At 33.8% G+C, this 20,862-nt stretch carries 14 protein-coding genes and 1 pseudogene; 10 read left to right on the top strand and 5 right to left on the bottom strand.

The window, feature by feature from the left end; all coding sequences use genetic code 11:
- The first annotated feature begins 1,195 nt into the window (after nucleotides 1–1,195).
- Together F6K06_RS12605 and F6K06_RS12600 are read left to right on the top strand one after the other, a co-directional pair.
- Nucleotides 1,196–1,354, top strand: a complete 159-nt coding sequence (locus F6K06_RS12605; RefSeq protein ID WP_161564460.1) for a hypothetical protein — start codon at nucleotides 1,196–1,198, stop codon at nucleotides 1,352–1,354.
- 450 nt (nucleotides 1,355–1,804) lie between these two features.
- A pseudogene (locus F6K06_RS12600) lies at nucleotides 1,805–2,557 on the top strand (IS5 family transposase); the annotation flags it as partial.
- 1,130 nt (nucleotides 2,558–3,687) lie between these two features.
- Here F6K06_RS12600 and rpiA read toward each other — a convergent pair.
- A complete protein-coding gene (gene rpiA, locus F6K06_RS12595; RefSeq protein WP_124144479.1) occupies nucleotides 3,688–4,401 on the bottom strand; it encodes a ribose-5-phosphate isomerase RpiA in 714 nt (237 codons plus the stop codon).
- A 101-nt stretch (nucleotides 4,402–4,502) separates the two neighbouring features.
- On the opposite strand from rpiA, the gene F6K06_RS12590 reads away from it, so the two are divergent.
- Together F6K06_RS12590 and F6K06_RS12585 are read left to right on the top strand one after the other, a co-directional pair.
- On the top strand, nucleotides 4,503–4,835 hold the full coding sequence (locus F6K06_RS12590; RefSeq protein ID WP_124144478.1) for a TIGR03792 family protein: 333 nt from the start codon (nucleotides 4,503–4,505) through the stop codon (nucleotides 4,833–4,835).
- Between the two features lie 360 nt (nucleotides 4,836–5,195).
- A complete protein-coding gene (locus F6K06_RS12585) occupies nucleotides 5,196–9,026 on the top strand; it encodes a tetratricopeptide repeat protein (protein ID WP_287241671.1) in 3,831 nt (1,276 codons plus the stop codon).
- Nucleotides 9,027–10,231: 1,205 nt separating this feature from the next.
- On the opposite strand, the gene F6K06_RS12580 is transcribed toward F6K06_RS12585, so the two are convergent.
- The 3 genes from F6K06_RS12580 to F6K06_RS12570 all read right to left on the bottom strand — a co-directional run bounded on the left by F6K06_RS12580 (nucleotide 10,232) and on the right by F6K06_RS12570 (nucleotide 14,075).
- A complete protein-coding gene (locus F6K06_RS12580; protein WP_124144477.1) occupies nucleotides 10,232–11,521 on the bottom strand; it encodes a glycosyltransferase in 1,290 nt (429 codons plus the stop codon).
- Nucleotides 11,522–11,734: 213 nt separating this feature from the next.
- A complete protein-coding gene (locus F6K06_RS12575; protein ID WP_124144476.1) occupies nucleotides 11,735–12,679 on the bottom strand; it encodes a hypothetical protein in 945 nt (314 codons plus the stop codon).
- Nucleotides 12,680–12,962: 283 nt separating this feature from the next.
- A complete protein-coding gene (locus F6K06_RS12570) occupies nucleotides 12,963–14,075 on the bottom strand; it encodes a glycosyltransferase family 1 protein (RefSeq protein WP_205127332.1) in 1,113 nt (370 codons plus the stop codon).
- A 275-nt stretch (nucleotides 14,076–14,350) separates the two neighbouring features.
- Here F6K06_RS12570 and F6K06_RS12565 point away from each other — a divergent pair, with 275 nt between their 5' ends.
- The 6 genes from F6K06_RS12565 to F6K06_RS12540 all read left to right on the top strand — a co-directional run bounded on the left by F6K06_RS12565 (nucleotide 14,351) and on the right by F6K06_RS12540 (nucleotide 19,854).
- A complete protein-coding gene (locus F6K06_RS12565) occupies nucleotides 14,351–14,614 on the top strand; it encodes a hypothetical protein (protein ID WP_124144475.1) in 264 nt (87 codons plus the stop codon).
- Nucleotides 14,586–15,581 carry an Npun_R2821/Npun_R2822 family protein gene (locus F6K06_RS12560; RefSeq protein ID WP_124144474.1) on the top strand — a complete coding sequence of 332 codons (996 nt, stop codon included), beginning with the start codon at nucleotides 14,586–14,588 and terminating at the stop codon, nucleotides 15,579–15,581. The genes F6K06_RS12565 and F6K06_RS12560 overlap by 29 nt, the downstream gene beginning before the upstream one ends.
- Nucleotides 15,582–15,593: 12 nt before the next feature.
- Nucleotides 15,594–16,526: an Npun_R2821/Npun_R2822 family protein gene (locus tag F6K06_RS12555; protein WP_287243714.1), complete on the top strand. Its 933-nt coding sequence runs from the start codon at nucleotides 15,594–15,596 to the stop codon at nucleotides 16,524–16,526.
- 267 nt (nucleotides 16,527–16,793) lie between these two features.
- Nucleotides 16,794–17,573, top strand: a complete 780-nt coding sequence (locus tag F6K06_RS12550) for a hypothetical protein (protein WP_287243712.1) — start codon at nucleotides 16,794–16,796, stop codon at nucleotides 17,571–17,573.
- Nucleotides 17,574–18,114: 541 nt separating this feature from the next.
- Complete coding sequence (locus tag F6K06_RS12545) at nucleotides 18,115–18,564, top strand: hypothetical protein (RefSeq protein ID WP_287243711.1); 450 nt, start codon at nucleotides 18,115–18,117, stop codon at nucleotides 18,562–18,564.
- Between the two features lie 360 nt (nucleotides 18,565–18,924).
- On the top strand, nucleotides 18,925–19,854 hold the full coding sequence (locus tag F6K06_RS12540; RefSeq protein ID WP_287243709.1) for a sulfotransferase: 930 nt from the start codon (nucleotides 18,925–18,927) through the stop codon (nucleotides 19,852–19,854).
- 298 nt (nucleotides 19,855–20,152) lie between these two features.
- Here the strand turns inward: F6K06_RS12540 and F6K06_RS12535 are convergent, their stop codons facing one another.
- Complete coding sequence (locus F6K06_RS12535) at nucleotides 20,153–20,821, bottom strand: sulfotransferase family 2 domain-containing protein (protein WP_287243706.1); 669 nt, start codon at nucleotides 20,819–20,821, stop codon at nucleotides 20,153–20,155.
- Between the last annotated feature and the right edge of the window lie 41 nt (nucleotides 20,822–20,862).

The raw sequence follows: 20,862 nt of genomic DNA, 5'->3' as shown, positions 1-20,862 counted from the left end.
AGAGAATATTTACAACTCCAGGAATTACGCATTATCATGGTAAAAACACTATATATACCATAGTGCTATAGTTTTTATATACTATATGTAGTGTCTTTCCGTAAGTCCTTAACTCTATATTTTTGGTTAACTAATCCTAGCAAGATGTACGAAATTTCAAAGTATACAATTTTTCTCTAGTGACAATAAATTGACCCTAGGGGTTAGGGGTGGGTTCCCCACTCCCTTTTTCTCTAGTGCAGGATGGCGGAAATAACTGACCAGTTACAAAATCCGAAAACAATTACAAATCAAAAATGATTGACTTTTGACTTTTGATTTTTAACTTCCGCGTAGCGGCACTAGTGACAATAAATTGACCCTGGTGTAGACGGTATACCTTACCCATAAGTCTTGAAACCCTTGTGGGGAGCAGGGGAGCAGGGAGCAGGGGAGAAAGGAGAAAAAATCAATTTAGCTAAGTAAAACTACTGAAGTTGTCAAAAAAAAAGTTTTGACTTTTGATTTTTAACTTCCGCGTAGCGGCACTAGTGACAATAAATTGACCCTGGTGTAGACGGTATACCTTACCCATAAGTCTTGAAACCCTTGTGGGGAGCAGGGGAGCAGGGAGCAGGGGAGAAAGGAGAAAAAATCAATTTAGCTAAGTAAAACTACTGAAGTTGTCAAAAAAAAAGTATGGAAAAATACATTTTTTCTCCCGAAAAAGCCGAGCCAAGACTTACTCATAACTCGTCTTAACAGTCAAGCTTTATGTTAAGAAAGATGTGGGTAATGGATAGGTGTAGACGGCGGGGTATTAAACCCAAAATAAAAAGATAAAATTTAACTTCTAAGGCTTAACTAATATTTAGTATGAGACTGCAAAGTCTACTTAATAAAATTTAATGAACTAGGAGAAACTCTCATTAAGGGATAAAAAAAGATGATTTTCAAAGTCCTTAGTTAACTATATAATTTATTGCTGAATATTTATACATTCATTACTAATCAAGACTTTCAGGCATTTTATTAAAAAGATTTACTCAGAATATTTGTGAATGACTCTACAAGATATAGTTTACTAAAACAAACTTTGTTTTGTGTCTATAGCTAATAGTAACTGACTGTTTTCAGTAACCTGACTGGTTGATTTTTTCTAGCTGTGCTAAATTAAAAATGTAAATTATATAATAAAATTGGAAAAAAAATGTCCATGATGAACAAAAACTCACCAAAAAGTCTAGTTAAATTAAATGAGGTTCATAAAGTCAATATAGAAAAAAGATTAGCTCATCGCCTGGAAGCAGCAAGAGCTAAAGGAAATCAAGATTTAGTTAAAGCTCTGGAATCTGAAAGACAATTACTGGAGTGACTTACCTACACAGATGTATTAGCTTTCTGTGTATGCTTCTTATCTCTTTTAAAGACGGTCAGAACTTCCTTAGAAACAGAAGCGGTTTTAGATTTAGTGATAACCACTTTGTTTTTAGGGTGCTTTGAGGTTTATAGTCACCGAACAAGTCCATCCCGGCTCGTTTCAAATTGATTGCTGCGTTTATATCTCGATCAATTTTCCACTGTAGTTCCCGATCAAAATATTCTCTGATACTGCAATCTGTAAACACAATTTCATCTCTATCATAAAGTCATTGAGATGTATAGTTTGGTTTCCATTCTATCACTCTAGAGTTTCACTTGCCAACATCAAAAGCTTTTGCGACTACCTGAGCTAGGGCGTGTCATCAATAAAAATTTGACATTGAGAGTATAGTATGCTTATGGTTAAGCGTCCAGAATCAAAAAAAATCAGAGCTTCTCTAACATGACTAAACGCTATGGTTTACGAGATTATCAATGGGAAAGAATCAAAAACCTACTACCAGGACGTGAAGGAACTGTAGGAAGGACAGCAAGAGACAATCGCCTATTTGTGGAAGCAGTTTTATATCGCTCTTGAGCTGGAATTCCCTGGAGAGACTTACCAGAACGATTTGGAGATTTTCGTGTTGTCCATACTCGTTTTAGTCGTTGGTCCATTTCAGGGATATGGGTGCATAGTATTTCAAACTTTAGCTGAGGATGCAGATAATGAATATGCCATGATCGACGCAACTATTATTCGTGCTCATACTCGTAGTGCAGGAGCGAAAAATAGCAGCCCTGAACAGGAAGATATTGGCCGTAGTAAGGGAGGATTAACCACCAAAATACATGGAGTAGTAGATGCCCTGGGTAATCCCACCCATTTTTTTTAACTCCAGGTCAAGCATCTGACTTGGACGGAGCAGATGTTTGATTACCGATGGTAGAAGCACAAGCAGTATTAGGGGATAAAGCTTACGATGCTCAGGAGCGGGTGATTATGCCTTTAACCAATAGAGGAATAGAGGTAGTTATTCCCCCGAAAAAAAACAGAAAAGAACTCCGTAACTACGATGAGATATTGTACAAAGCACGTCTATGAATCGAAAATTTCTTTGCCAAACTCAAACAGTATCGAGCGTTGGCGGAGCCTAGCGGCAGCTATATCGCCACAAGGTATGACAAGGGTTCCGTAAACTTTCTGGGAGGAATTCCTACAGGTAGCCTCAGTCATTTTATTGGCATAGCGATCGCCATCTACCTGGAACATACAATACCCATTTTGTCAACCTCCTTAATTGATGACACGCCCTAGTATGTTAAAAATTTGATTAAATGCAGCATCAGCGCCAAGACTTATTTAACCCAGACTTTGAGGATTGACCATTAGGTAAATACTTTCCATCTTCATTTTGTTTGCCTTGATTTGTGCAAGTTAATCCTGCTAAATTTCACAATTCATCAAAAAATACTTTTTTACCTGTCCGACTTAATTTGTCAGCTGTTTTATACTGAAAATATTTACGACTTCTAGCTATTTTTTGATCATTTTACTTTCGCGTTTTGCTAGCTTTCCTCTGGCTTTACTGCCATGTTTACCTTTGTTATGTTATTACCTTGGGATACTTTGGTCAGTTGATCTTGATTTTTTCTTAACGGTTTCAAAGAAGATAATTTATTTCCTGGTGATCTGGCTCAATAACTATTTTTGTCTAGAAAAGCATCTCAATCTATGGGTTTTTCCCAAGATTGACTGATATTCTCAACTTAAATTTATCCACCAACTATCAGTTTTTTTGTTAGTGAAACTTGTTTGATTTGAGTTCGAGCAGGTATTGTTCTAAGGGTTATAGCCTTAATTAAACCTATTTTAGGAATTAAAATATATCACCATTTACCATTAATTTATCAAAACTTTAACCAAGAATCATTACCATGAGGAAAGTTCAATTAACGAGGTCTAGATTGACTTTTCAACCTAGGCTTACCCCTTCGTTTCCTATTACTATCACCTCCTGCTAAAAATCTAGAAAATGTTGTTTCTACTCTTTGACAGATCTATGGCAAAACTGTTGAATAAATTTGGGAAAAATCAAGATATTCAACTTTGGTAATTGCTTCTTCTGGTTGTAGTAATTTGGTTGATCTTTTAACTTTAGTAAATTACAAATTAGAGGGCAGACATTGACTGGACATCTGTTTTGCTCCGATCATTCAAAGCCTTCTCCTAGGATTCTGTTGTACCAATATAGACAAATCCTGAGCCAGTTGTTTAGTATTAACTTCTGGCACGTTTGCTGGATATATAAGATATTGGTAAGTATATTTCATTGGCGATCTTCTTCAAGAAATTTCTCGAACTATTGGTTGCCCATTCTGAATTTCTCCTACTAAAATTACATCAGCAACCCCTACAAATAAACCATTTTCCAAAACACCAGGAATATTATTTAAACTCTTTTCTAATTCAGCAGGGTTATCAATAGAATTAAACTTAACATCAATAACCAGATTACCCTCATCCGTAACTACAGGTCCAGCTTTCTTAACACCCATCCGAACTTCTGGTTGACCACCAAGTTTTTCAATCCCCCGAATTACAGGAGTCATTGCCATCGGTATAACTTCTACCGGGAGCAAAAAAGTAGAACCCAACCTATCTACTAATTTAGAACTATCTACCACTACAATAAACTGTTCTGCCAGACAGTCCACAATTTTTTCACGGGTATGAGCTGCTCCACCACCCTTGATGAGATTTTTCTGTGGGTCAACTTCATCAGCACCATCAATTGCAATATCCATGTGGTCAACTTCATCAAGGGTGGTTAATGGTACACCATACTTTTTAGCCAATACATTTGACTGAAAGGAGGTAGGGATACCTTTAATATCCTTTAGTTGGCCACTTTGTAGGCGTTCCCCCAAAAACTGGATCATATAGGCAGCGGTCGATCCTGTGCCTAACCCCACTATCATTCCAGATTTAATGCGGTCAGCAGCAGCTTTACCGACTTGCTGTTTCATTAATTTTGTGGGGTCTTGTTCTGTTATCATACCTTAATACTCCAGATCAAATTATCAGCACTGTCTAACTTACCTAAACTAATTGGCAGGTTAAAGTCAAGTATGCTTTTTTCTCTATTGCTATAAATACCATGATAATTGAATGGCTACAATTCAAGATCGAAGATAGTTTAAAAGAAGAATTTCTCCAAAAGGATCGAGAAATTTGGACATCTTTCCTAGCTTTACAAATGGGTTTTTTAAAAAAAGAAGTCTGGCTTGATAGCTACAGAGGAAATGAAGTTATTATCGTAGTTTACTGGGAGAGTCGAGAGCAATGGAAGTCTATTTCACAAGTTTTATTAGAGGAAACTGAATCTAAGTTTAGGGAAGGACTTGGGATGGAGAATTACTCCTTGTTAGACTGTAGAGAATATGAAGTTGACGCAACTTACCCACAAGGCCCACATTCGTTTTCAGTGTAGAGTTTTAATATTTGTAGAATTACAAAACTTAGGCAAAAACATCCTAAAAAAGCACTAATTACAGTAGGGAATGCCTAGTGTCGCTATGGGGAGGTTAAAAGTCATGCATTTGAAAGCGAGTGCTAATTGGCGAGGTTTCCTATGGCGCTTTTAAAGTGCGGAAATGGTTCCGCACACATCGCCTCAAGAATTTAAGACGCACATCTGACAGTCAATCATTTTTGATTTGTATTGTTTTAGGATTTTGTAACTGGTCAGTTATTTCCGCCATCCTGCACTAGATGAACTTATTCTAGTTATTGCCAAGAATTAACAAAAAATTAAGTGCAGTCTCAAGTATTACCCCTGTAAGGGTTTACCATGAAAATGTTACCTGAAAATTATTTCAAGACAGCCAATAAACTTAAAGATTCTGGACAACTTTATACAGCAATGGTTGCTTATCAAAAAGTTTTAACTATTAAACCAGACTATGTTGAAGCTTACAAGAAGTTAGCTGAGGTATATTTGCTACAAGGTAATTTTGATGCAGCGATCGCTTGTTGCAAAGAAGTACTTAAAGTTCAACCTCAGTTGACTTCTGTGTATTTAATTTTGGGAAATATTTTTCAAGAGAAAAATCAATTTGAACAGGCAATTAATGCTTATTTTCAGGCGTTAAAGTTACAACCTAATTTGGCAGAAGTTTATGTTTATCTTGGCAGTATTTATAATCGACGGGGACAGTTGGATTTAGCAATTTTTAATTATGAAAGGGCGCTGGAGATTAATCCAAATATTCCATCTGTTCGATTGATATTGGGAAATATATTTATTGAAAGAAGGGAATTTGAGCGGGCGATTTTTTGTTATCAAATTTTTCAGCAACTAGAACCGGAAAACCCTCAAGTTTATTTTAAATTGGGTGGTGTTTTTACTCTCCAGAATGATTTTGAAGCTGCTCTTGATTATTATCAAAAATCTTTATCTATTAAACCAAATTATCAAGAGGCTTTTGCTGAATTATATAGATTGCTAAAGCCTGAGATTACTGAGCAAGAATTGGGTATTTTATTCACAGAATGGCAAGATTTTGCATTGGCAAATAATCATAATATAGAGAGATATATTGATTCAGTAATTGAGGTTGAAGAAGGAAGAAGCGGTGCGACCCCGCATCGGCGACAGATGCAAGGGGTCATATCCGGCGACGACAACAGTCGTAAGGGAATGCTGACCAAGGGAGGGAATGGGCACCAAGAGAGGAAGAAGGAAAAAGGAAGAAGGAAAAAGTGGATGGGGACTCAAACCTCAACCAATTGTAAATACCCTGTAGACGGTGGGGTATTAAACCCAAAAGAAAAAGATAAATCAATAGAGCAAAAATTTGAAGCTTTTGAGAATAATACCGATAATTTCCCCGGTTTAAACCAAGTCAAGAAAAATCAGGATAAATTCATTCAAGGTAAAACCTTTAAACACCAAGAATTAGAAACAGAAAAATATCTTGATTCAGTAATTCAGCATCAATCAAGTCAATATCTAGAACAGGAAAAATTCACAGTATATCCAAATCGAGAAATTATTGAATCTGATGAAGACCATGAAATTCAAGCTACTACTTTAAATCTAATTCCAGAGCAAAAATTTGAAGCTTTTGAGAATAATAACGATAATTTGCCCGGTTTAAACCAAGTCAAAAAAAATCAGGAAAAACTCAGTCAAAGTCAAACCTTTAAAGACCAAGAATCAGAAACAGAATTTGTCAAAAAACTCTTAAAATATCCCGCAGCAGAAACTTATAGAAATCAAGCCGATATTGCTCTCGGACAAGGAGATTTAACAGTAGCAATCGCTCACTGTAAAGAAGCTTTAAAAATTCAACCAGATTATGCTCCATGTTATGTAACTTTAGGAAATGCTTTTTACAGACAAAATAATTTAGCAGCAGCTTTGTCTGCTTATAATCTGGCATTAGAAATTGAACCGGAAGTTGCAGAAGTTTATGGAAATTTGGGTAGTGTCTATTTGCAGTTAGGTCAACATAAACAAGCACTGTTTTATTATCAAAAGGCTGTTTATTTAAAACCAGATTTGCCTGGTATTTATTGGAATATTGGTAAACTATTTCAATATTTAGGAAAAGTTGATGAAGCTCTGGAATCTTGGGAAAAAGCATTAGAAATTCAACCAGATATAGTAGAGGCAGATTTTCACTTTAAATTAGGCAATACCCTAGTTAAACTGAGTAGAATTAACGACGCAGTTAGAAGTTATCAAAGAGCTATTAATCTCAAACCAGATTATACCGAAGCTTATAGTAATCTAGCTAATATTTTAGGTAAACAAGGAGATAGAGAAGCAGCAGCAAAATATTATCAGAAAGCATTAAATATTAATCCAGAACTCAAACACTTACATGAAAAACTAGCTAATAATTTCTTGTTAAAAGGAGACTACGATCGGGCAATTTATCATTATCAAATAGCCATTAAATATAATCCTAATTCCTATGATGCTTATGCCAACTTAGGAACAGCACTTTCCAATAAAGGATTATTAAAATCAGCACTAGAAAAATATCATCAAGCATTAGAACTTAAACCAAACTGGGCAGAAGTATATTCTCGCATCGGACATATTATTAAACAAGAAAAAATGGAAGAAGCGATCGCTTTGTTTGAAAAAGCTATCGAACTTAAACCACAATTTGTTGAAGCACATCAACAATTATGCGATTTACTCAGCCATACAACTAAACTTGCCCAAGCTAGAAAAGCAGCCGATAATTTTTGTAATTCTTGTGGAGAAATAGCTCCTATTCTTTCAGGTACTGCCTTTTTATTCGCCTATTTTCAATCTGGAGTAAGTGACATGGCAAACTCCAAACTTTCACAAGTAGAAAAATTTTCTTATCAAAACTGTGAAACCTTCAGCGAAGTAGAAATAAAACTACTCTATGAAATTTTCTTATTTGCCGTACCTCACCTCCGGGATAACTTAGAAGGAAACGCTAAATTTTACAAATTAATAGCCAAACAATATTATCAAAATATAATCAAAAACTATCCAACTCCAAAAACTCATATTTCTAATTCCCAACCCCTGAAAATAGGATTCCTTTCCAAACATTTTCGTCGTCATTCTGTAGGTTGGTGTAGCGAAGCCTTAATTCGAGAACTATCTCAAATTACACCTCACGTTCATCTATATATTACAGGTTCGTTGAAGCGAGATGATATTACTCAAAAATTTGAACAAATGTCTGTCAAAACCTATTGGCCGAAAAAGTATCCTAATGGGTTCCCATCCTATGAAGAAATTGTCGAACAAACATTAGAAGACAAGTTAGATGTAATAGTAGATTTAGATTCAATGACATTGCCAGTAAATGTACATATTATTCATGAACAACCAGCACAAGTTTGTGTTTCCTGGTTAGGTTTTGATGCGCCCTATATTTCTGAAAGTAATTACTTTTTATGTGACTGGTATACCCATCCTCAAGGAAGAGAAAAACATTATCTAGAAAAATTAGTTAGATTGCCAGAAACATCTGTAGCTGTGGATGGGTTTGATAGTCGTTCGGTTGATAGAAATGCGACTAGAAATACTCTCGGAATTGATTCAGATAAAATGGTTTATTTGTGTATAGCTCCGGGGCGAAAAACTAATCCAGAAATGGTACGCGCTCAATTAAAAATTTTGCAACATACACCAGAAAGTATATTAATTCGTAAAGGTCAAGGAGATGTAGATGTAATTTATCAAACCTATCTTCAAGAATCTGAAAATTTAGGGGTAGACTTTAATCGAATTATCTTTTTAGGTCAAACTCAAACAGAAGAAGAACATCGAGCAATTTATCAGATAGCAGATGTTTTATTAGATTCTTATCCCTACAATGGAGGTACTCATAATTTGGAAGCTTTATGGGCAAATTTACCAATAATAACTAGAGCTGGAGAACAATATTTGTCTAGAATGGGTTACTCATTTTTGCAAAATGTAAATTTGGATATAGGAGTAGCTTGCAGTTGGGAAGAATATACAGAATGGGGAATTAAATTAGGTAAAGATTTAGGTTTAAGAAATTCAGTGCGGGAGCATTTGCAGAGGTCAAAAAATCCAGATAATTTAGCGCCTTTGTGGAATCCTAAAAAATTGGCAAAACAGATGTATCAGATATTTGTTGAACTCAGAAATAAGTAACAAGGAAGATGGAAAAGGTAGATGAGGCATTGGCTGAACTTTAAGAAAATTAATCACAGGAATTGATTTAAGTAGTGGTTAAACTATTTCCCATTGAAACGATTTACCCCTAATTCTGGGAAAGCTGACAGAAAAAAGATAATAGGGAACATAAAAATTAAATGCCTTTTAGCTTATCCTGTGTATTCTGGTAGAGAAGCAAACCTGAAAATAGTTTTCACGATTGAGTTATCAGATTTTAGATCGAGCTTTAGGTATTGCCTCCTAAATTGACTATTCATTCAACTCAAACGTCTCAGTTATTGAATATATATTTTGATTTAACTCCAACGTCTTAGTTATGAGATTTTAGATAAAACTCTGAGCGTAGGCCTCTATCACTAACTATATATTTGGACTTAACTATAACGTCTTAGTTATGAGATTTTAGATATAGGTCTGGATAGAACTTCCTTTGACTAATGATTTACTTTGACTTAACTGCAACGTCTTAGTTATGAGATTTTAGATATAGGTCTGGATAGAACTTCCTTTGACTGATGATTTACTTTGACTTAACTGCAACGTCTTAGTTATCAGATTTTAGATAAAACTCTGAGCGTAGGCCTCTATCACTAACTATATATTTGGACTTAACTATAACGTCTTAGTTATGAGATTTTAGATACAGGTCTGGATAGAACATCCTTTGACTGATGATTTACTTTGACTTAACTGCAACGTCTTAGTTATCAGATTTTAGATACAGGTCTGGATAGAACATCCTTTGACTGATGATTTACTTTGACTTAACTGCAACGTCTTAGTTATCAGATTTTAGATAAAACTCTGAGCGATCGCCTCCTGAGCAGACTATATATTTAGACTTAACTATAACGTCTTAGTTATCAGATTTTAGATAAAACTCTGAGCGATCGCCTCCTGAGCAGACTATTGCTTCAACCCAAAGAACCTATCCCACTATTTTTAACAAACTTATTTCTTTAAGTAAAATGTGTTTAAAAAACTGAATTTTTGGTTTTTAACTCTCAAAACATTTAGGGTTTTTAGCAAAAATCTTATTAGTGGGATAGGTTGAACCCAAACGTCTGAGTTAAATTTTGACTAGAACTTCTGACTCAGGTGGTCAAATACCACTGAAATTTATAGTTGAGATTCATCACTCAACCTTGTTGCTGTTTAAAATTCAACTTACTGCCAACTTTTCACAAATTTTCTAATAGACGAACATACTCTTTAGCAGTCTCTCTCCAAGTCCAATGAGAAAAACGTTTATCTACTTCTTCAGCAGACAACTTACTCTTAGGATGTAGAATAAATTTCTCCATACAATCTGCTAAAGCATCCACATCACCCACAGAGAAAAAATCTACCATATCCTCACATTTATAAAGTTCTACTTGCTCCTGAAAAACTTCTAAATCTGACACAATAGCAGGCAAACCTCGAACAACTGCCTCAGATAAAGCCAAACCAAAACCTTCATATTTAGAAGGAAAAACTACACAGGAAGATTTCCGATACCATTTTTCTACCTCTTCATCGGAACAATATCCTAACCCCTCAAAATATTCCTGCATTATATTCTGATTATTCAGAGATATTTCCTGACATTGATTCAAATAATCAATATACTCTTGACTATTAGCTTGCTGAGATAAACTAATATTTCCAGAAATCAAGTTATCAGTTTCTTTACCAATCAAAACTATTTTAAACTTCAGATTTTTTTGAGCAAGCTTAATACCTGCTTTTAACAGAGTTAAGTGGTCTTTGTAAATACCAAAAGAAGAAGGCAAATAAAATATTGGTAATCCTTCATTAGATTCATGGGAATTTTCTGCTATGGTCAACAACTTCTGTGAAGTATTTGACTTAGTAGGAAAACCAGAGTTAGGTATAGGTGTAATCTTGCTAGTAAACTCCGGAAAAACCGAGATAATATCTTTGCGAGTTTTTTCAGAAACAGTAAAAACAATATCAACCTTCCTCAGCCATTCCAATAAACTTAAATCGTATTTTCTAACATAAGATTCTGGATAACTTAGAGGTGCAAATCTCCAGAATACATCATGGCTTACCATTGCTAAAGGAATATCAAGACCGGGTGGAGTTAATTGATTAGTTAAAAAGTACAAACAATGAGTAGCTTGATAACGATTAGCTAAATATCTAATACTCAACTTCTTCTTATATTTACGGCGGATACTCTTAAAAAATCTTTGGATTTTTTTTGCTTTAACATTACCTGATAAAGACGAAAACTTATTAATTACAGAAAGTATTCGAGACTGTAAAGATTTAGGAGGTAATGTAAATGATTCATATTTGATTATTGGAGACTTCGGTAACTTTTCTTGAAAATAAGCAATCTCCTTTTTTGGCAAAATTAATATTATTTCTTCTACTTGTTCAATTAGCTCTTCAATGGTTCCACAAATTACTCTTTCAACTCCACCTTTACGATAAAACTCGATAGGAATTATCAATTTCATGGTTGCTCCAACATTTAATATTTGTTTTACCCCAAATTGATTACCAACTCAACTAATTATTATGAAGTTTTGCCAAAATATCTTTAAAATAGCAAATTTTTGACTATAGAGTTTGAAGGGGAGCTAAATTTCTATGATGGTTTAAGTTACATAACATAAAGCTCCCTGAGAAAGATAGGACAAAAACTCAATTTTTCCGTTAACTTTGTTCGCTCAAAGCCAATATTTTGAAATAAAATCATAGTGTCCAGCTTGCTCAGGTGGATACCATCCTTGCTCTATTTTTTCGATAATATTTGGCAAAGCTCCGATAAATTCTGGACTTCGATCTTTAGGATGAATTGTCCACGCCTTGGGGGAACTCATAGTTGCTCGTACATAGTCAGTTTTCTCTAACTGCATAGATACCATAACCTCCCAAGAATCCAGCTTGCCTTTGCCAGTATAGTAGTTTAAGAGGGTTTTTAGACTTAGTGGCATTTGATTAAGAAACTTGTTTTTGTAAGAACGCCACAAAATGGGCAATGGCAGTAACTTGTCAAAGCGTTTATGGTTAATCAGATATACCCTACTGCTGAAAAATTGAAATTTATAGAACCCCCCTGCTTCTGGTTTTAGGGACTGATTTTTTTGGTACATAATACCATCCTCAGTTGGTGGCCCTGTCAATGGTCTAATTGCCATTATCTCCGGATGTTGCTCCATTAACTTGATACCTTCATCTATCCAACTATAATCTGGTTCTTGATGTAGAAGCATATCACTGTCATAATGCAACATATAATCTCCTGGTACAGATTCTATGTGAAAAATTGACCCTAAGATCGGATAACCTCTATAGTTATGGGTGGGTTTAATCGGACTACCAAAATGTTTTTGGTACATTTGTTGTTGATAAGTTTTGTCATAGTTAATATCCACAACTTTATCTACAATACCTTCACTTATCAGTTTGTTACAGCAATCTCTGAGTTCACTTAGAGTACCAACACCAGGACGCATAACTTTATCTCCAGATAGAGGTGCTGTATCCATACACAACACTTTTTGAATAAAATTAAAATTACTCATTCTAACTAGATGAGGAATCGTATGCATCATAAAAGGTATGTCTGTTCTTGCTACTAGAATTGAGAGTGAACAGGTGTTAGATAACATTAATTATACCTCCTTATTAAAACTGCCAGACAGAATAATTATCTCACATTTCATTTCATTATATAATCTGATTTTATTTCAATAAATATCTCCGAAAAAGGATAAAATTTATTACAGAACCAGGCAAAAGACAAGAGGCAAAAAAGAAGAGATTTTCAACAGATTTAGGATTAAAAATATTGTCATAGTTACTTTAATAACCATAGCTAATCCCAGCATATTGCATATAAGGTTTCACAGAATGGTTAGACAAAAGCATTATATAATTTATGGAGATATCTAATCATACTGAATCAATGTTTTTTAACCATAATGGTGCTACCTGTTCCCAAGTTTCATTTTTGACTTTTTCTTGAATTTCTTCCCTGATAGTTTCTAACTCTTGAGGATTGTTTAAAAGCTCTACAATTCTATAAGCTAAAGCCTCTTGAGTTTCTTTTGTCTCGGGATCACCATCTACTTTTATACAATAATCTTTTTCCTTAATCGCGGCATAATTAGTAGTCACAGGAACGCACCCTACCATTGCTGACTCTCGCAATGAAATACAATCTATTTCTCCATAGGAACACCCATAATAATGAATCACTGAAGTAGACTTTTCATACATTAATTGGTTGTGTCCGATACTGCCATGTTCTATTACTCCTTGCTGTTGCATTAATTCCGTCATTTTCTGCTTCCAAGGAATTAATTTTTCACTATTATCACGCTTAGTCCATCCATAGTAAATATTAAGTTCCGCCTCTGGAATTTCTCTTTTAATAATATGCCACCCCCAGGTCAGCATAAATTCTAAACCTCGATAGTACCTGGAAGCGTATACTAATTTATAGGGTTGTTTTTGGTTCTTAGTAAGCTCTAAAACAGCAGAATCTGCACCGTTATTAATTATTGCAAACTTATTATCGGGTAGTTCTGGTAATAGGTTACGCTGATAATAACTTTTGACAAAAATTTTATTATACGGAGCTAAATATACAAGATCAAATGTAATTACATCGTGCCAATCAAACCAGATTCTTTTGGCTTTAACATAGGAAGGTAACATTTTAGGATGTCGCCACATAATGAAAGTATCAAAAGTATCGTACCAGTTAATTTTTTCATGGTTAACATACTTAACTCCTCCATAAACACCCTCTTGACCTCCACAATTAGTGAAAACAGTAACATCATAGCCTTGCTTTACCCATTCTCTAGTCAAAAAGAATACTGCACTATCTGAACCACTAGCACCCTTAGTTTTAATATCTGATTCTAGTACCAAAAAACGCTTTTCTAGATAATATACAATTGACTTTTTTGGCCATTTTTTAGCAGTTAGTTTTTTAGTTAAATCCTTGGTGAAGGGGATTTTAGATTTGAGCCACTTTTTGACATTTCTAATCATCATAATGTATTGTTGCTTCTTGCAGAAGTTATGTTAAACTATTAAATATTATCAACTTATAGCTGTTTCTGAAATCTGTGCAGGAAAGTGGGTTTGAGTTTGATTTGTATCACCGTAACTTACTAACTCGGCATAAAACTTTATGATAAGTTCAAAATAAGTGACGCATATAAGACCTTATTATTACAACCTTTCAATAGAAAGTTATGGTGATAATAATCTGCATATCAGTAATAAATTATAGGATACTCTACTATGTTAGTATTTGCCAATTTATTATGATAGTCCAGCAACAGATAATATTGCCCCCTGCTAGTTTTTTGAGCCTACCAACTATGGATGAAAAAGGAATGTCATACATAAAAGTTACTTCTACTCCTGATGGTTGGCATGAGGCTAAAAATGCAATTTCTGGGACTAGATATATCTTTGACCTTTGCAAACTTAATCTACTCAATTGGTTATCTGAAATTTGTCACGAAATTTTCCTAACTAGAAATTTAAGATTTATTTATGGATGGAATATGCACCCTTGCCAATGATAATGTCTTTGATCAACTTGTAGCTCTACTAAATAGTATAGAAGTTAATCACAGCAATGAAATACCAGTTTGTATTTATCCTTATAACAACAACATAGAAAGAATTACTGCTGAGATTTCTACACGACCTAACGTCCAAATCTACAACGATTTGCAATCAATAGAGAAGTGGGATAAATTTTTTCGTGATGTCTGGGATGCTCACCCCAACGCTCACCAACGGAGGTTAGAGAAGGGATTTACTCCCTACTATAGATTTGGGCATCATCGTCCGTTCTGTGCTTTTGATGGTCCTTTTGATCGCTTTCTATATATAGATGCAGATGCTTTACTCATGGGACCTGTAGATGGGGTTTTTGATCGACTTAATCAAAGTGACTGGGTAGTGTATGATTTTCAGTATAAAGACCCTGGTCATGTATATGATATTTCATCTCCTAGGTTAGAAGAATTGTTTCCTCAAGAATATCTCAAGTCTAGGATTTTTTGTTCTGGTTTCTATGCTTCTAAAAAAGGTATATTTAAGCAGGAAAATATAGATTGGTTTTTGGGGAAGTTACGAGAAGGAGAATCAGAAATACTTTATATATGGGCAGCAGATCAACCAATCCTCAACTACATGGTAATGCGGTTAAATTTGAAAGTAGATAATTTGGCTATTAGTCTGTCTCCTAATGAAAAAACAGGTAACAGTGTTACCTCGAAACATTTTGAAGAGCAAGACCATATTGTTTACGATCGTGGTAAGCGGTTAACATATCTTCACTACATTGGAGTTTCATCTAAAGCATTTACTAGAGTTTGTGAAGGAGAAAATTTAGATTTTCCCTATAGAGAGATATTTTTACACTATCGCTATCTACATGAACCGGAGAAAAAACCTAAGTTTATAGGGAAACCAAAACCTTATAATCCTCCACCAAGTTTAATCGATAAAATATTCAAGAAAATAGGATTATCAAGTTGAGGATAAATTACAATGAAAGGAATTTATATTGTTGCTAATGATAAGGTACTTGATAACACAATTGCTCTGCTGAAAAGTATCAGATTATATGATTATGATACTCCAATTATGATGATTCCTTTTGATGAAAATTATCAGCAGGTAGCAGAAATAGTCACAAGTAAATATGGAGTAGAAATTTATCCAGATTTAGAATTTGTAAATAATCTTTGCAACAATTTGTATAACATTTTTGGTCAAGGCTTTTTTAATACTCCTAACAAACAAAAAAAACAAGCTTGTTGGTTTGGACCATTCGATGAATTTCTCTATATTGATGTTGATATTGTTGTATTTGAAAAAATAGCCGATAATCTCAAATATTTAGAAGATTATGACTTTTTGTGTTGCGACTATCAATATTTAAGTGGAATAAAAAACGTCTTCACATCCAAAGTTATAGAAAAAAAAATCTTTACTGAAGAACAACTTAAAAATGTGTTTAATAGTGGGTGGTGGGCATCAAAGAAAAACCTGTTTACAGAAAATGAATTATATGAAACCTTTGCCGAATGTGCTGCCCATACCGAATATTTTGACTTTTCTGAAAAAACCACAGACCAGCCTATTTTTAACTATATAGTATTAAAACATATTTCTCGGCGATTAAATCTAGTCCGCCGACCCGAAGGCAAAGGTCCAGGAAGTTGGGCAGGTAGTCCCCATTTTCAACGAGAAGGCGATCGCTTGATTGACCCTAAAGTAGGTAAACCTGTACAATATTTACATTGGGCAGGTTTTCGGATTGAACCAGGATGCCCTTATTGGGATATTTGGGAGCATTATCGATATTTGGGGGAAGCTAAACCTACTTACTATCCTCAGAAAATTGAGACTAAAAAAAGTTTAGGGCAAAGATTTATTGATAAAGTTAAAAATATAGCTCGGCAAATCAAGAAAAGTTAAAGTTATTAATTCAGGAGTCAGGAGTCGTAGGGGCGAATGGCCATTCCACCGTACAGGAGTTAAATTTTTGCTGTGACTATAATTTGAGAAGAGCGAAAATGTCTGCATAAGTGGTGGCGACTACTATAATTTTGTACCTTACTTCTGATCATAATTGGTATATATAACCTTTCTCATCTCAAGTTACTACAGTACAGTTTTTTTTCTTCTTTTCTACTGCCCTACTCCCTACTCCCTAATCTTATTTGAAAATTTCTAGGTAAAAATATGACTCAGGAACCAAAAAAATTTTGTTTTTGTACTTTAGCACTAGGACAAAGGTACCGCGATATAACAAAGGAGTTAGTTAAAGATTTAGAAACAAATGCTCCAGGAATTTCTCTGGTAATTTATACAGAGAAACCTGATGATTTTAGTAGCTATAAAAATGTTATGGCTTTTGAACATCATCAACAAGGTATTCTACATTGTTATAATGATAAAATTTTTGTTTTTCAGAAAGCAATATCATTATTCCCTGCAGCTATATTCATAGATGCCGATACTAAGATTTTAGAATCACTACCAGAAGATATTGAATTGAAACCAGGAATTACTGGACGGCATGAAAATTTAGTAGAACACGTTTCAAAATATCGTCCTTTTAGTTTACCAATATTGAAAAAGTTGGCAGATAAGCTAAATATTTCTGATGATTCATTTAATAATTCTAGTTGGATAGGGGAATCTTTATTTATGATAGTTAGAGATAATGGTAAAGAAATAGAATTTTTGGAAGCTTGGGAAAAGATTTCTAAGTATGCAGAATTAAGAGGAATGTACGCTGGGGTAGGTAATTTAATGGGGTTAGCAGCAGCAAAAGTGGGGTGGGTTATTAATAGTGAAGCGTGGCTAAAAATTAGTAAAGTGACTCAGCACTGGGATGCTTCTCATAGTAGACCAAAAGCAACTTATTGGGATAATTTACAGAAGAGAGTGGGTTATCATTATCGTTTAAATAAAACTAGGATAATGGCTTTAAGAGATTTTGAATTTTATTATCGATAATCAGTATAAAATTGGGTTGCTATAGAGATCGAGGATAATATCAAATCATTGAATAGTTATTATATGGCAATACGGTTCAGTTAAGACGAAAAATTCTATGATATGGAACCATTATATAGGCTTTTCAGACGACAAAACTGTCAAAAAAATCCTTAACTGAACCGTATTGTATTATATGGTGGTTGTGCGAAATGGTAGGATTGAATTATGAAAAATTTTAGTCAAAAAAAATACAGATGTACTTAACAAATTACCAGTGTGGAAGGGACAGTTAGGTTTATAGTATTGATGACATATTTAGAACGATATTCTGGCAAAACAATGAGATAGTTAATCACAAAGAAATTAGATTAGAGTTGTTGGCTTGAGACGTACAGGTAATCATGCTATTATTAATTGGATCAGAAAACAGCATCATGAAGAAGTATAGGATCTTAATAAAGTTCCGGTTAAAATAAACCCTTACCGTTTTTTATACCAACATTATCCTCAGGAAAAATTCAGAAGAGAAGCTAATGGTGATTTTCTTAAAAAAGATTGTTTGATTTATAGTTACGAGGATTTTGAACTTGAACAAATAGCTTCTCAAATTTTTGAGAATAAACATAATATTTATCTAGGAAAAAGTGCAGTCAGGTATCATGTATTAATCCTCAGAGAGCCTTATAATTTGATTGCAAGTAGGCTCAAGAAAGACTATATGACAGTCAGGAATAAAAATAAAACTGTTGTTGATTTATGGATTTCTTATGCTCAAGAATACTTGGGTGAAACACAGTATTTGAAGAACAATAAAGTTGTAATTGATTACAATAAGTGGTTTGCAGATGTAAATTATCGTCAGCAACTATCTTCACAGTTGAATTTCGAGTTTTCTGATGCAGGTATTAATGAAGTAAAAGGGTATGGTGGTGGAAGATCTTTTGATAAGCTTAGTTTTCAAGGTAAAGGTTCTGAAATGAATGTTTTAGGGAGGTGGCAAATTTGTTAACGACCCATTATATTGCAGTTTGTTGAACAATCAAGAATTAATAGACTATTCAGAGAAGATATTTGGTTATATTCCTGGTACAGAAAGTTTACTAATTGGAAAATCCTATATATAGTTTAAGCCAAGCATTAGGAGAATTGTTAATTATTAAGTTCACTTTGGTTTGAATATAATTATAATTGTCCTCAGCATTGAATAAATTTTTTCTATGATTGTAATTTCGCTTAAAATTTATATTTTCCTCAAAAAGAAACTTTTTTTTTGAGGAACAAAACTATATGCTTAAATTAGTTGAATCAAAGTATACGGAAAAAAAATCAATTAATTAATTAATTAGTAATATTATGTGGAGTATTGAAAATGCCTAAACCTAGTTTTTTTATTGTAGGTGCTCCTAAATGTGGAACCACAGCAATGTGCAAATATCTTAATAGACATCCAGAGATATATATTCCTCCCATTAAGGAAATTAAGTATTTTGACACTGACTTCAAATGGAAAATTAAGGCAAAAAATTTGGAAGAATATCTAGCTTTCTTTGATGATGGGTTGGGAAAAATTTGTGGAGAAGGAAGTCCTAGTTATTTTTATTCAAAGCAAGCAGCAACAGAAATTTATAATTTCAACCCAGATGCTAAAATTATTATCATGTTAAGGGAACCAGTTTCTTTATTATATTCTTATCATAGTCAAAAATTATTTAATGGTTCTAGTGAAGATATTCAAGATTTCAGAGAAGCTTTAGAAGCTGAGCCAGAGCGTAGGTTAGGAAAAAGAATACCTAAAAAGTGTAAATCTGCCAACCAACTTTTTTATACTGATGTAGTCAAGTTTACAGAAAATATTCAAAGATATTTTGACAAATTTGGTAGGGAAAGGGTTCATATAATTATATATGATGATTTTATAGCTGATTTACCTAAAGTTTACGAAAAAACTCTGAAATTTCTTGAAGTTGATTCCACATTTCAGACTGAGTTTAATCGTATCAATTCTAATAAAAAAGTCCGGAATGTTGCCTTACAACAACTTCTGAAATATCCTCCAGCTAAAATACTAGAATTTGGCAAGTTCTTATTGCCTCTTCCCCGTTCAATGAGACAAAGTATATTAGAAAGGGTAAAGAGTAGTCTGAAGAGTTTTAACACTCAAAAAGTTAAGCGTCCTCCATTAGATCCAGAGTACAGGCGAAGTCTCCAAAAAAAGTTCGCTCCAGAAATAGAAAAATTGAGTATTTTACTGGAACGTGACTTAACTCACTGGAGTCAAAGCTCAGATAATTTATATTAATAATTTCTGCTAATACAACCCGACTACCTCATTTGGGGGAATCTAAACCAACCCACTATCCTCAAAAAACAGAAAAAAGTCTAGGGCGAAAATTTATTGATAAAGTTAAAAATATAGCTAGGCAAATCAAAAAAAGTTGAAGAAGAAAGGTTCAATAATAATTTTAAACACGGGTATACGAATGAGGAAGAGGAAGAAAAACCCTAAAACTATTTAAAATAAAGTTATGAAGTTAATTATCTTATCCCAAATAAAGGTAAAACTAGGTCATAAAAGACTAGCAGAATAGTAGGCTAGTTTATAATAATACTGATATAGATTCAAATTCATAGCCAACTAGCTCAATTTCCTCTTTAAACTTTTTTCCAACAATCTCCTTCAACTCTTGATCGTAGTATTTTGAATAATGTTTACGTTCTGATTTATTATATTTGGGAAGAGTTATATGAGGTATATCTATATTCTTACAAACTCTCTGAAAATCTTCCTCTAAGTTCTCAAAACGGATCAAAAAATCAATATCTCGATCCAGCCTACCTGTATTTATATTAATTGGCATTTTTAGTTTCCTAGCCACTTTATTTATGAAGGGTTCAACTTTTATATAGTGGTGCAACGGCTTTACCTTGTTAACAAATAATATAAAATCATTCCTATTCCATTCCTTAACTCCCCTACTAGGTGAAAAATAAAAAGAAATACACCTATCCCATGGATTTCTAGTTGTAGCAAACTTAAACATTTTTTTAAGTTGCTTTGGAGACAAAACTGATTTATACTCATTGAGAGTAGAATGCTTTTTAATATTATATTTGTTGTTCCTAACTTCAAATCTCTCTACTCCATCATGGTGTTTGGCAAGATTAATAATTATATCTTCAGAATAATTTTTCAAAATAGTTTGAATGCTATTTCCGCCAGTTTTGGGAACATGAACAAAGAGAAAGTTTTTTTCAACAGAAATCATTTTTATGTTTTGTTTTTTTTACTGAATACTAAATATTTAAC

The organism is Okeania sp. SIO1H4 (assembly GCF_010672695.1).
GTDB lineage: Bacteria > Cyanobacteriota > Cyanobacteriia > Cyanobacteriales > Microcoleaceae > Okeania > Okeania hirsuta.
The sequence above is the reverse complement of the archived record's forward strand: the minus strand, read 5'-3'. Positions and strand labels throughout refer to the sequence as shown.

What these genes read in the sequence shown, in the direction of transcription:
- F6K06_RS12585 (WP_287241671.1), top strand. Translation starts at nt 5,196, where the DNA reads ATGAAAATGTTACCTGAAAATTATTTCAAGACAGCCAATAAACTTAAA.
- F6K06_RS12590 (WP_124144478.1), top strand. Translation starts at nt 4,503, where the DNA reads ATGATAATTGAATGGCTACAATTCAAGATCGAAGATAGTTTAAAAGAA.
- F6K06_RS12535 (WP_287243706.1), bottom strand. Translation starts at nt 20,821, where the DNA reads ATGATTTCTGTTGAAAAAAACTTTCTCTTTGTTCATGTTCCCAAAACT.
- F6K06_RS12560 (WP_124144474.1), top strand. Translation starts at nt 14,586, where the DNA reads ATGGATGGAATATGCACCCTTGCCAATGATAATGTCTTTGATCAACTT.
- F6K06_RS12605 (WP_161564460.1), top strand. Translation starts at nt 1,196, where the DNA reads ATGATGAACAAAAACTCACCAAAAAGTCTAGTTAAATTAAATGAGGTT.
- F6K06_RS12575 (WP_124144476.1), bottom strand. Translation starts at nt 12,679, where the DNA reads ATGTTATCTAACACCTGTTCACTCTCAATTCTAGTAGCAAGAACAGAC.
- F6K06_RS12580 (WP_124144477.1), bottom strand. Translation starts at nt 11,521, where the DNA reads ATGAAATTGATAATTCCTATCGAGTTTTATCGTAAAGGTGGAGTTGAA.
- F6K06_RS12570 (WP_205127332.1), bottom strand. Translation starts at nt 14,075, where the DNA reads ATGATGATTAGAAATGTCAAAAAGTGGCTCAAATCTAAAATCCCCTTC.
- F6K06_RS12565 (WP_124144475.1), top strand. Translation starts at nt 14,351, where the DNA reads ATGATAGTCCAGCAACAGATAATATTGCCCCCTGCTAGTTTTTTGAGC.
- rpiA (WP_124144479.1), bottom strand. Translation starts at nt 4,401, where the DNA reads ATGATAACAGAACAAGACCCCACAAAATTAATGAAACAGCAAGTCGGT.
- F6K06_RS12555 (WP_287243714.1), top strand. Translation starts at nt 15,594, where the DNA reads ATGAAAGGAATTTATATTGTTGCTAATGATAAGGTACTTGATAACACA.
- F6K06_RS12550 (WP_287243712.1), top strand. Translation starts at nt 16,794, where the DNA reads ATGACTCAGGAACCAAAAAAATTTTGTTTTTGTACTTTAGCACTAGGA.
- F6K06_RS12540 (WP_287243709.1), top strand. Translation starts at nt 18,925, where the DNA reads ATGCCTAAACCTAGTTTTTTTATTGTAGGTGCTCCTAAATGTGGAACC.